General features: G+C 43.7%; 7 protein-coding genes, 2 tRNA genes and 3 rRNA genes. 1 reads left to right on the forward strand and 11 read right to left on the reverse strand.

Features of this window, described 5'->3' with window-relative positions:
- Positions 1-120: 120 nt before the first annotated feature.
- The 5 genes from E4635_RS05320 to E4635_RS05340 all read right to left on the reverse strand — a co-directional run bounded on the left by E4635_RS05320 (position 121) and on the right by E4635_RS05340 (position 4559).
- Positions 121-1029, reverse strand: a complete 909-nt coding sequence (locus tag E4635_RS05320; protein ID WP_135525580.1) for an energy transducer TonB — start codon at positions 1027-1029, stop codon at positions 121-123.
- A 73-nt stretch (positions 1030-1102) separates the two neighbouring features.
- Entirely contained in the window at positions 1103-2329 is a 1227-nt protein-coding gene (locus E4635_RS05325) for a Glu/Leu/Phe/Val dehydrogenase dimerization domain-containing protein (protein ID WP_135525581.1), read from the reverse strand.
- 105 nt (positions 2330-2434) lie between these two features.
- Positions 2435-2791, reverse strand: coding sequence for a ribosomal maturation YjgA family protein (locus E4635_RS05330; RefSeq protein WP_135525582.1), 357 nt, complete (start codon positions 2789-2791; stop codon positions 2435-2437).
- Positions 2792-2824: 33 nt separating this feature from the next.
- Entirely contained in the window at positions 2825-3409 is a 585-nt protein-coding gene (locus tag E4635_RS05335; RefSeq protein WP_135525583.1) for a chalcone isomerase family protein, read from the reverse strand.
- Between the two features lie 82 nt (positions 3410-3491).
- Entirely contained in the window at positions 3492-4559 is a 1068-nt protein-coding gene (locus E4635_RS05340) for an anhydro-N-acetylmuramic acid kinase (RefSeq protein ID WP_135525584.1), read from the reverse strand.
- A 93-nt stretch (positions 4560-4652) separates the two neighbouring features.
- On the opposite strand from E4635_RS05340, the gene E4635_RS05345 reads away from it, so the two are divergent.
- Positions 4653-5792, forward strand: coding sequence for an acyl-CoA dehydrogenase (locus tag E4635_RS05345; protein ID WP_135525585.1), 1140 nt, complete (start codon positions 4653-4655; stop codon positions 5790-5792).
- Between the two features lie 106 nt (positions 5793-5898).
- On the opposite strand, the gene E4635_RS05350 is transcribed toward E4635_RS05345, so the two are convergent.
- The 6 genes from E4635_RS05350 to E4635_RS05375 form a co-directional block, all read right to left on the reverse strand.
- Entirely contained in the window at positions 5899-6810 is a 912-nt protein-coding gene (locus E4635_RS05350) for a phytanoyl-CoA dioxygenase family protein (protein WP_135525586.1), read from the reverse strand.
- Positions 6811-7074: 264 nt separating this feature from the next.
- Positions 7075-7184 (reverse strand): 5S ribosomal RNA (gene rrf / locus E4635_RS05355).
- Between the two features lie 125 nt (positions 7185-7309).
- A 23S ribosomal RNA gene (locus E4635_RS05360) occupies positions 7310-10190 on the reverse strand.
- Positions 10191-10298: 108 nt separating this feature from the next.
- Positions 10299-10372, reverse strand: a tRNA-Ala gene (locus tag E4635_RS05365).
- Positions 10373-10461: 89 nt separating this feature from the next.
- A tRNA-Ile gene (locus E4635_RS05370) sits at positions 10462-10535 on the reverse strand.
- A gap of 82 nt (positions 10536-10617) precedes the next feature.
- Positions 10618-12131: ribosomal RNA gene (locus E4635_RS05375) — 16S ribosomal RNA — on the reverse strand.
- Together the 16S, 23S and 5S rRNA genes with 2 tRNA genes alongside form the textbook arrangement of a ribosomal RNA operon.
- Between the last annotated feature and the right edge of the window lie 727 nt (positions 12132-12858).

A 12858-nucleotide genomic window follows, 5' to 3' on the forward strand; every position in this document is an offset into this window, starting at 1 on the left:
TAGCGCGATAGAAACCAATCTTTTATACAAAAAATAAAAATCCCCATTGATTAGTGGGGATTTTTTATAAAAAGACGCCGCTGCAACCAGGGCTAAAATCTTGCTTCTTAAAGTAAATATCTAATTCAAGCTAAAACTGTAGATAATCTTCCCCACTTGTGTCTCGGGAGCGTCATCACTGGCTTGCCATTTGGTATTCATAGCTGCAATCCTGGCTTGGTCCAGCAAGCATTTTGCCGTGTTGGTCGTTCCCTTAACACCGGGAAGAACACTTACCGTATTACCGTTTCTGTCTACACGCACTTCTACAACTACTTTTCCGGATTCGTTACAGGTATATTTCGGTGCCGGTTTGGACAGTGCTTTCCTGTTTCCTAAAGAATACCCTATTCCGCCGCCGCTTCCGCTTCCGGAACCACCGCCAGACCCGGATCCTGAACCCGCTCCGGTTCCTGTACCATTGCCTGTCCCGTTTCCGCCGCCTGTCCCACCTCCGGAACCGCCGTTCCCGTAATAATCGCTGGAACCTAAGCTTCCGTTTGTTTTTCCTTTATTGCCACCTTGCTTGTCATCTCCATCACCACCTTTATTGCTTCCGTTTAAGATACTCGATAAGGCATCGTTGGTATTTTTGTTGACTTTCGGTTTTTCAACCACCGGTTTGATTTCTTTTTTAACAGTGACTTGCGGCTTTTTTACCTTCTCATGCTTCTCCACTACAACACTTTCTTCTGTGGAATTTTCCTGTGCAATGATCTGATCGTCCGGTTCGCTAACAGCAGCCACTTGTTTTGTCTGGTTTTTCACATTCAGGACTTCGCTTTTATAATCAGCACCTGAACCTACATCGCTATCCCCAAAATTTACGGTAACACCTCCGCCTCCGCCACCTCCGGCCAAAAGCATTTCCGTAGTATTGGAAGGCGGCCAGAATCGTATAAAAAACAATATCAGCAGCAACAAGGCATAAATCACTACTGTCATTAGAAATGATTTTCTCTTGTCTGCTGCTGATATCACTGTTTCCATAATTTTGTACTTATAACAATTATAACGAAAATAGTATAAATTTGTTATGTATCCTGAAAACTATCGGCAAAAATTATACCAATTGCTTCAAAGCGATTTCAAATGCCGTAGCGCTGATGTTTTTCTTGTCAGGATTTAAGGCATGCGCTTTTTGAATGGCATTTTTTATAATTTCCGAAGTATCATTGAAGATGGCCTCGTCTGTCATTTGTACTTTTTTCTCCATGAAATAGGCAAAAACACGTGCCATTCCGCAATTGGAAATAAAATCAGGGATCAAGCTCACTTTACTGTCTACTTCTTCCATGATAGGCCCGAAGAAAATTTCCTTGTCTGCAAAAGGAACGTTTGCACCACAGGAAATTACCTCTAACCCTGAAGCGACCATACTGTCCACCTGGCTTTTGGTTACAAGCCTTGACGCGGCGCATGGCGTGAAAATTTCTGCACCAATAGACCATATTTTAGCATTGATCTCTTCAAAAGGGATCATATTGTCTGCCACAAGTTTATTACCGTCCTTGTTTAGGAAAAGGGTTGTGATTTCTTCAAACGTGAATCCGTTTTCATTGATCAGGCCTCCGTCCCTGTCGATAATCCCTACTACTTTGGCTCCCATTTCGGCTAAATAAAACGCAGCGGCAGAACCAACATTTCCAAAACCTTGGACAATCGCTTTCTTGCCGGCAACATTCCCGCCGTAAATATCGTAATAATGACGTACCGCCTGTGCCACACCGTAACCTGTAATCATATCGGCTACCGTATATTTCCTGTTCACATCAGGTGAAAATGTCGTGTTCTCGATCACTTTTACAACCCCTTGGCGCAATTGCCCGATTCGGTTGATCTTATCTGCTTCAGTTGGTTTGAAATGGCCGTTGAAAACACCTTCTTGCGGATGCCATACACCACATTCTTCCGTCATAGGGATCACTTCATGGATTTCATCCACATTCAAATCGCCTCCGGTTCCGTAATAGCTCTTCAATAACGGTGAAACGGCTTTGTACCAACGTTGTAAAACACCCTTTTTCCTAGGATCGTTCGGATCGAAGTTGATGCCTGATTTCGCCCCGCCGATAGCCGGCCCCGAAACAGAAAACTTCACTTCCATCGTTTTGGCTAATGAAAGAACTTCGTTCATATCCAAACCTTTGCGCATACGCGTCCCTCCACCTGCAGCTCCGCCACGCAAAGAGTTGATCACTGTCCATCCTTCCGCTTCAGTTTCGGCGTCTTTCCAATGGAATACTACTTCAGGTTCTTTATTCTCGAATTTTTTTAATAAATCTTTCATTACTGTTTTTTTATTGTATTGTATGTTTTTAGTAGCGCAAATATAAACTTAAAAAAGATTTGAGATTTTATAAAAAGAAAATATTTAACCAAATCCTGATTATAACTACCTCTTTTTATCGACCCAAAAGGCACATAAAATCCCGAAGGCGTACACTATTAAGTCACTCCATAAAAATCCCTGCCCCAAGATACAGTGGCCTAAAAAGGTCTTTCTGATTGTATCAATCCAGATGTCCTGGTACAATTGGGAAATTTCTATCAAATAACAGAAGAGCAACGAAATAAATGCAATTTTGAAGCCTGAAAACTGTAGGAAGCACATTCTGAAAACAAAGAAAATCATCATCGCGTATAACATATCTCCAAAAAACAGCGGTATGAATGCCGTTTTTCGTGACAATAGCCCTGCCGCTATCAGCAATAGGACAATGAGGAAATACGCGAGCCTTTTTTGTTTCATACGGAAGAGTTTGCCAAACGCAACCCTTAAGATTTACTCGGTTTTGCCCAACAATTCATTTTTAAGGTCATCGTCTACCGGTTTATTGGAAAGCCAGATGCCAAAAAGCGCTTTTTTAAAATCAAATCCAGGAACAATTCCTTTCAGCACATCGTTTTTGTATACCCAAACAGAAGAATCAAGATGGTTGTATATCAAGTTGAAAACATCTTTTTCGACGATTTTATCACTAAGCATCGCTTTAAACTGCTCAATTCTAGGACGCAAAGCATCGATGGCATCTCCTGATGATTTTTCAAATCCGTTATGCAGGTTCTTTGTCAGTTTTCCTGAAGAAACCATTGAAGAGGTAATCTGGATCCTGATGGCCATGTCCGTATTGCTTTCCATAATGTCGTCAGGATTCTGTGAAACCATGGTCAGGTACAAAGCCTGAACGTATACTTCCATGAACATTTTTGAACGTGTTCCAAAGCCGTTAAGCTGTAAAGTATTCCCTTTAAATTCAATTTTCCTCGGAACAATAACACCGTCTACATTAAATTCTGTCTGAGCAGTAACTACTGAGGATGAAAAAGATAGAAGGATGAAAAACAAAAACAATAAACTTTTTTTCATAATAAGAATGGGGTTTTTAAATTTTGCGCAAAATTAATCTTTTTTACGCAATGTGAAAAAGTATAACGTCGTAAAAATGTTTTTATTTTTCACAAATAACCCCAGAACTGTGATTTTTTTCCGCACCGGTAACACTTGCCAAAACATTTACTTCATTCCTGAGTTTCAAAACCCCTAAAAGCGCGAAAATCAAGGCTTCCTTAAATTCGATGGTTTTGGGGTCCGGGATCTCGATTTCCATCTGTGGCAAATAAAATTCCATGCGTTCCATCAGGAAATCATTATACGCTCCGCCGCCCGTCACCAAAAGCTTCCCGGTTTTATGCGGCAGTGCCAAAGCGGTCTGGAAAGCAATATGTTCGGTAAATGTCCTTAATTTATCCTCAATCGGAACCGCATGTTTTTCCAATATAGGAAGAACTATTTCTTTTACAAATTCGAATCCAAGCGATTTGGGATGTTTTTTTCGATAGAAATCCAAATTGTCCAACTCCCGGAGCAGCTCTTGCGAAACATTTCCTGTCCTGGAAACCTTTCCTTTGTCATCATACTTCAAATTCAGGATATTGGCATAAAAGTTCAGGACAGTATTTACCGGTGAAATATCAAAAGCGATCCTGTTGCCATTTTCTTCAAAGGAAACATTTGAGAACCCACCAAGATTCAGGCAATAATCGAAAGCGGAAAATAGGATCCTGTCGCCTATCGGAACCAACGGAGCGCCTTGTCCGCCTAATTTTACATCCTGGACACGAAAATCGCAAACTACTTTTTGGCCGATCAGATGGGCTATTTTGGGTAAGTTCCCAATTTGAAGGGTAAAACCGTTTTGTGGCTGGTGCAAAATCGTATGCCCGTGCGAACATACGGCATCAAGGTCTTTCAAATCATATTTTTGGATGAAATCAGTCATGATCCCGGCCAGTAATGCTGTGTATTCTTCGTTCAGCAGCATCAGTTCTTCTGTTGGGAAATCTACCGCTTGCTTCAAACGGTTTACCCAGTCTTCCGTATAAGGAACCGTTGTGCTTTCCAGGATCCGAAAATGCCATTTCCCGTTTTCCACCGTAAAATAAATATGTGCCAGATCTACTCCGTCAAGCGAAGTTCCCGACATCACGCCAACAACATTATAGGTTCTGTTTTGCATGGGCTAAAATTAGGCAATCCTTTTGAAAATTTGATATTTATGGACTATATTTGGAAACTTTTTAAAGGACTTACAAACAAAACACAAAATACAATGAACTTTAATTTAAGCGAAGAACAGTTAATGATTCAACAGGCGGCAAGAGATTTTGCTCAGGCTGAATTATTGCCAGGCGTTATAGAACGTGACGAACATTCTAAATTTCCAACAGAACAAGTAAAACAAATGGCTGAACTTGGCTTCTTAGGTATGATGGTTGACCCAAAATATGGAGGTTCCGGATTAGACAGCGTTTCTTACGTAGTAGCAATGGAAGAAATTGCAAAAATCGATGCTTCAGCTGCTGTGGTGATGTCGGTAAACAACTCTTTGGTTTGTGCCGGATTGGAAAAATATTGCAACGAAGAACAAAAAATGAAATACCTGGTGCCGTTGGCAAAAGGGGAAGTTATCGGTGCATTCTGTTTATCAGAGCCGGAAGCGGGTTCAGATGCGACTTCGCAAAAAACAACAGCTATTGATAAAGGAGACTATTATTTGTTAAACGGTACCAAAAACTGGATCACAAACGGTGGCACTGCTTCAACTTATATCGTAATTGCCCAAACCGATGTCGAAAAAGGACATAAAGGGATCAATGCTTTTATTGTGGAAAAAGGCTGGGAAGGTTTCTCTATCGGCCCAAAAGAAAAGAAAATGGGAATCCGCGGGTCTGACACGCATTCTTTGATGTTTTCTGATGTAAAAGTACCTAAAGAAAACAGGATTGGCGCTGACGGATTCGGGTTCAATTTCGCGATGGCTGTCCTTAACGGAGGGCGTATCGGGATTGCTTCACAGGCGTTGGGAATTGCACAGGGCGCTTACGAATTAGCCTTGAAATATGCCCAGGAAAGAGTTGCTTTCAAAAAACCGATCATACAACATCAGGCTATCGCTTTTAAATTAGCGGATATGGCAACCCAAATCACGGCTGCAAGAATGTTGTGTTACAAAGCGGCTTCTGAAAAAGATGCAGGACAGGATATTTCGCATTCAGGTGCTATGGCTAAATTGTTTGCTTCAGAAACAGCGATGAACACTACTATCGAAGCGGTGCAAATCCATGGAGGAAATGGTTATGTAAGCGAATACCATGTAGAACGAATGATGCGTGATGCCAAAATCACCCAGATTTACGAAGGAACGTCAGAAATCCAGCGTATTGTAATTTCAAGAGGTTTGGTTAAATAAACCGAGAAATCCTTCAAAATAAAAAGAAAAGTCCAGTGGTATGCTGGGCTTTTTTTATTGGAATAATTTTCGAAAGAAGGGAAAATTCTATTTGTTTTTTAACTATTTAAATCCATTCAGAAGAAGATTTGTAATTATCCGGCAAATACGTGAGGTATTGAACCATTCGCGGTGAAATTCCGTTATTTGGAGTAGCACAGTGCGGCAATGCCTGATGCCAGATGATAAAATCACCTGCATTGCCAATTACCGGAACAGGTTTTAGAGAATGTAATGCTTTTTCCCTGGGATTTTCCTCCGGTGCCAAATCCAGCATCCATTTTTCAATCTTGTTGTGAAAACCGGGCACACAATGAAAGGCACCCTCTTCTCTACCACAATCCGTCAGGTATAATAAGCCTTGTAAACCAAAAGGAATAGGCTGTTTTAAACTGACATCCCAATGAAGTCCGCTTCCTAAAAACCGGAATTCTTGCGTTTCGGGAGGGCTAAAACTAACTTTATCAATAGTTTTGTATAAAGATGTAGTGCCGTATAATTGCTCATAAGCTTTGCGGATCCGCATGGATTGCCGATTGTTGTTTAATGTAACGTGGTCCGAAAAACCAAGCATCAGCCCCTTTTGTTCTTCATGCCGTTTATACCATGTTTCCTTTTTATTGGAGCACATTCCCAAAAAATCCCAAATAGCCTGTTGCGTGGCTTCGCATTCCGGCCTCGAAATCGCATTTTTAATCACGATATAACCGTTTTTGTTCCAAAAAGCAAGGTCCTGTTCTGTAAGTATTTTTTCGTCCGATGATTGTTCCTGATATAGTACCTCCTTTTTTTTCTTCTCTATCCAACCTTTAAAGTCCTCAAAAACAGGCTTTTCAAAATGAAGGAATCGAAGCGTATCTTCCATGCTAATCCCCAATCGGTACAACATCTCAATTTCCATATCCCAAGTAGCATAACTATCCGATATTTGAGGATTCGTTGTTCGTCTCCAAAGGTCTTCCAGTATAATCCACGGCATACAATTCCTATTGTGTTATCCTCAAAAATAAAGAAATTCCCTAAATCATAATTTGAATCCGGAATATATTTTACAATTTCCGTTTATTTTTATGGGGTTGTCCCTTCGGGCCGGGCTATTCGCTTCAATCTTTTATGGCTGAAGGAGCCCTAAAAGGATTTCCGCTGCTATCCCTCACCCGGGATTTACTGTAAAAAGGTGTTTTTGCTTTGAAAAGTATCTAAAACAAAAAAGTCCTTCACGTAAAGTGAAGGACTTTCTAAAGAAAGGCAGCGACATACTCTCCCACAGGATTGCAGTACCATCTGCGCAGGCGGGCTTAACTTCTCTGTTCGAGATGGGAAGAGGTGAGCCCCGCCGCAATAACCACCTTAAGTTTTAAGTCATTCCCTGCTATGGCAGGATAGGACTACAGCATTCGCTGTAAATATCTTAACATACTGAGATAAAAATCATATTTTAGAAAGTTTGCTGCCCCGTCCGAAGACGGGACAAGCGTGTACATAAGCTTACGGGTTATTAGTACTACTCGACTATGACATTACTGCCTTTACATCTATAGCCTATCAACGTGGTCATCTTCCACGACCCTTAAAAGAAATCTCATCTTGTGGTGGGTTTCGCGCTTATATGCTTTCAGCGCTTATCCCTTCCCAACGTAGCTACTCTGCAGTGCTCCTGGCGGAACAACAGATACACCAGAGGTTAGTCCAATTCGGTCCTCTCGTACTAGAATCAGATCCACTCAAATTTCTTGCGCCCACAGTAGATAGAGACCGAACTGTCTCACGACGTTCTGAACCCAGCTCGCGTGCCACTTTAATGGGCGAACAGCCCAACCCTTGGGACCTTCTCCAGCCCCAGGATGTGACGAGCCGACATCGAGGTGCCAAACCCCCCCGTCGATATGAGCTCTTGGGGGAGATCAGCCTGTTATCCCCGGCGTACCTTTTATCCTTTGAGCGATGGCCCTTCCATGCGGAACCACCGGATCACTATGCTCTACTTTCGTACCTGATCGACCTGTATGTCTCTCAGTCAAGCTCCCTTATGCCATTGCACTCTACGCACGGTTACCAAGCGTGCTGAGGGAACCTTTAGAAGCCTCCGTTACTCTTTTGGAGGCGACCACCCCAGTCAAACTACCCACCAAGCAATGTCCCCCTGATTCAGGGGTTAGACCTCAGATAAGCAAAGGGTGGTATTTCAACAATGACTCCACAACGCCTGGCGACGCCATTTCACAGTCTCCCACCTATCCTACACATCACTTATCCAAGACCAATACTAAGCTATAGTAAAGGTGCACAGGGTCTTTTCGTCCCACTGCGGGTAAACGGCATCTTCACCGTTACTACAATTTCACCGAGCTCATGGCTGAGACAGTGTCCAGATCGTTACACCATTCGTGCAGGTCGGAACTTACCCGACAAGGAATTTCGCTACCTTAGGACCGTTATAGTTACGGCCGCCGTTTACTGGGGCTTCAATTCAATGCTTCTCCGAAGATAACATCTCCTCTTAACCTTCCAGCACCGGGCAGGTGTCAGGCCCTATACTTCATCTTACGATTTTGCAGAGCCCTGTGTTTTTGATAAACAGTCGCCTGGACCTCTTCACTGCGGCCAGCTTGCGCTGGCGACCTTTCTCCCGAAGTTACAGGTCTATTTTGCCTAATTCCTTAGCCATGAATCTCTCGAGCACCTTAGGATTCTCTCCTCGACTACCTGTGTCGGTTTACGGTACGGGTACTTATAATCTAAGTTTAGAGGTTTTTCTTGGAAGCCCTTAGGTACACTATCTCTTTGGCCGAAGCCTCCGAGTACTATCGCATTTCACCAGTCCCAGCGGATTTGCCTACTGAGCCTATAGCTAGGTGCTTTAACGAACTATTCCGTCAGTTCGCGGTACTTTCATCACTCCGTCACCCCATCACAATTATAAGTAGTACGGGAATATTAACCCGTTGGCCATCGACTGTCCCTTTCGGGTTCGCCTTAGGACCCGACTAACCCGCAGCTGATTAGCATAGCTGCGGAAACCTTAGTCTTTCGGTGTGCGGGTTTCTCGCCCGCATTATCGTTACTTATGCCTACATTTTCTTTTCTAACCGGTCCAGCATACCTTACGATACACCTTCAACCCTGTTAGAATGCTCCCCTACCACTTGTATTTACATACAAATCCATAGCTTCGGTAGTATACTTATGCCCGATTATTATCCATGCTCGTCCGCTCGACTAGTGAGCTGTTACGCACTCTTTAAATGAATGGCTGCTTCCAAGCCAACATCCTAGCTGTCGATGCAGACAAACCGCGTTCTTTCAACTTAGCATACATTTGGGGACCTTAGCTGATGGTCTGGGTTCTTTCCCTCTCGGACTTGGACCTTAGCACCCAAGCCCTCACTGTTAGTGAACATTATATAGCATTCGGAGTTTGTCAGGAATTGGTAGGCGGTGAAGCCCCCGCATCCAATCAGTAGCTCTACCTCTATATAACTTTATAACTAACGCTGCACCTAAATGCATTTCGGGGAGTACGAGCTATTTCCGAGTTTGATTGGCCTTTCACCCCTACCCACAGGTCATCCGAAGACTTTTCAACGTCAACCGGTTCGGACCTCCACTATGTGTTACCACAGCTTCATCCTGCCCATGGGTAGATCACACGGTTTCGCGTCTAACACTACTGACTAAAGCGCCCTATTCAGACTCGCTTTCGCTACGGATCCGTGACTTAATCACTTAACCTTGCCAGCAACGTTAACTCGTAGGCTCATTATGCAAAAGGCACGCCGTCACCCCACGAAAGGGCTCCGACCGCTTGTAAGCGTATGGTTTCAGGATCTATTTCACTCCGTTATTCACGGTTCTTTTCACCTTTCCTTCACAGTACTGGTTCACTATCGGTCTCTCAGGAGTATTTAGCCTTAGCGGATGGTCCCGCCAAATTCAGACAGGGTTTCACGTGCCCCGCCCTACTCAGGATACCACTATCCTTATCTTCTCTTACTTATACGGGACTATCACCCTCTATGGTCTACCTTTCCAGGTAGTTCTAATTCAATCCGCAAGAAATGTCGTGGTCCTACAACCCCACAATTGCCGTAACAACTCTGGTTTGGGCTAATCCGCGTTCGCTCGCCACTACTTACGGAATCACTTTTGTTTTCTTCTCCTCCGCCTACTTAGATGTTTCAGTTCAGCGGGTTTGCCCACCTATCGGTGTGACATGTCTTCAACATGCCGGGTTGCCCCATTCGGATATCTACGGATCAATTCGTGTGTGCCAATCCCCGTAGCTTTTCGCAGCTTATCACGTCCTTCTTCGCCTCTGAGAGCCTAGGCATCCCCCATACGCCCTTATTTTGCTTATTGTACTTTCGATTGTTACTATAAATAACAACAATCTGTGTTCTTTCTACTTTTTAAATGTTTTTTTATCTCAATATGTCAATGAACTTTCGTCTTTACCAAAAAGACCAGTGGAGAATAACGGAGTCGAACCGTTGACCTCCTGCGTGCAAGGCAGGCGCTCTAGCCAGCTGAGCTAATCCCCCGTTTTCCAGTGTTTCGTTAACAGTTTTCAGTTAACAGTACTTCAAACGGCCACTCAACCTCCAGAATTTCCTTCTAAAGCTTCAAAAAGTAGTCCCGGGCAGACTCGAACTGCCGACCCCTACATTATCAGTGTAGTACTCTAACCAGCTGAGCTACGAGACTCTGTTTTTTGCTTTAATATTATTTGAATTAACAGCGAGAGTAAAAAAAATCCAAAGCATAACCAAAAGGCGTCATTCTCTAGAAAGGAGGTGTTCCAGCCGCACCTTCCGGTACGGCTACCTTGTTACGACTTAGCCCTAGTTACCAGTTTTACCCTAGGCAGCTCCTTGCGGTCACCGACTTCAGGTACCCCCAGCTTCCATGGCTTGACGGGCGGTGTGTACAAGGCCCGGGAACGTATTCACCGGATCATGGCTGATATCCGATTACTAGCGATTCCAGCTTCACGGAGTCGAGTTGCAGACTCCGATCCGAACTGAGAACGGTTTTGTAGATTCGCTCCTGCTTGCGCAGTGGCTGCTCTCTGTACCGTCCATTGTAGCACGTGTGTAGCCCAAGGCGTAAGGGCCGTGATGATTTGACGTCATCCCCACCTTCCTCACAGTTTGCACTGGCAGTCTTGCTAGAGTTCCCGACTTGACTCGCTGGCAACTAACAACAGGGGTTGCGCTCGTTATAGGACTTAACCTGACACCTCACGGCACGAGCTGACGACAACCATGCAGCACCTTGTAAATTGTCCGAAGAAAAAACTGTTTCCAGTCCTGTCAATCTACATTTAAGCCTTGGTAAGGTTCCTCGCGTATCATCGAATTAAACCACATGCTCCACCGCTTGTGCGGGCCCCCGTCAATTCCTTTGAGTTTCATTCTTGCGAACGTACTCCCCAGGTGGGATACTTATCACTTTCGCTTAGCCACTCAGATTGCTCCGAACAGCTAGTATCCATCGTTTACGGCGTGGACTACCAGGGTATCTAATCCTGTTCGCTACCCACGCTTTCGTCCATCAGCGTCAATCCATTAGTAGTAACCTGCCTTCGCAATTGGTATTCCATGTAATCTCTAAGCATTTCACCGCTACACTACATATTCTAGTTACTTCCTAATAATTCAAGATCTACAGTATCAATGGCCGTTCCATCGTTGAGCGATGGGCTTTCACCACTGACTTATAAACCCGCCTACGGACCCTTTAAACCCAATGATTCCGGATAACGCTTGGATCCTCCGTATTACCGCGGCTGCTGGCACGGAGTTAGCCGATCCTTATTCTTACAGTACCGTCAAGCTCGGACACGTCCGAGTGTTTCTTCCTGTACAAAAGCAGTTTACAATCCATAGGACCGTCATCCTGCACGCGGCATGGCTGGTTCAGGCTTGCGCCCATTGACCAATATTCCTCACTGCTGCCTCCCGTAGGAGTCTGGTCCGTGTCTCAGTACCAGTGTGGGGGATCTCCCTCTCAGGACCCCTACCCATCGTTGCCTTGGTGTGCCGTTACCACACCAACTAGCTAATGGGACGCATGCTCATCTTGTACCGTTGGAACTTTAATAATCAAATGATGCCATTCAATTATACCATGGGGTATTAATCCAAATTTCTCTGGGCTATCCCCCTGTACAAGGTAGATTGCATACGCGTTACGCACCCGTGCGCCGGTCTCATTATCCGAAGATAACTACCCCTCGACTTGCATGTGTTAAGCCTGCCGCTAGCGTTCATCCTGAGCCAGGATCAAACTCTTCATCGTATATTTTTAATATTTTAACGACGCTAGCTTTAATTAAAATCTTACGATTCCTCTTACTCTCTTTTTTATTTGTCTCTAAACATCTCTGTCTAAAAACGGCTGTCAATTCAATATGTCTATGAACGTGTCTTCTTATTTTCTGTCGCCTCTCATTCGATTAGCGGGTGCAAAAGTAGAACTCTTTTTTTTAATTACCAAAACTTTTTGAAACTTTTTTTGAGAAAATTTTCATCCCGTTTTGACCTCATTATTTTTAAAGAACTACCCTACTTGCGGGTGGCAAAGATAAAATCTTTATCCCTTACAATCCAAATCTTTTTTTAACTTTTTTCAAAGTTTTTTTAAACTTGTTTTTTCAGATTTCTTAATGAACTTCTTGCTGATTGCGGGTGCAAAAGTAGCAACTCTTTTTACATTTCCTAACCTTTTTTTCATCTTTTTTTAATCTTTTTTTTACCACCCTGAAAACCCGAACGTTACAACACAAACTTTTTTAAGCCCAATACCTCCAAAACAGCCTTGGCCGCCCAAAACACCACCACAACCACTACTCCATTATCAAAACCGGCCCAAAGAAAAACAGCAAAAACAGCAAAAAAGGCCTTTTTCAAGGTGCAAAGATGCCCTGAAGGCCGTTTGGGAAAGCCCAAAAACCGCCCAAAACACCCAAAAACGGATTAGCCCATGAAAAAAGGAGCGGATCCGGGGATTAAAAAGCATACCTATT

It is taken from the genome of Flavobacterium humi (genome assembly GCF_004745595.1).
Taxonomy (GTDB): Bacteria; Bacteroidota; Bacteroidia; order Flavobacteriales; family Flavobacteriaceae; genus Flavobacterium; species Flavobacterium humi.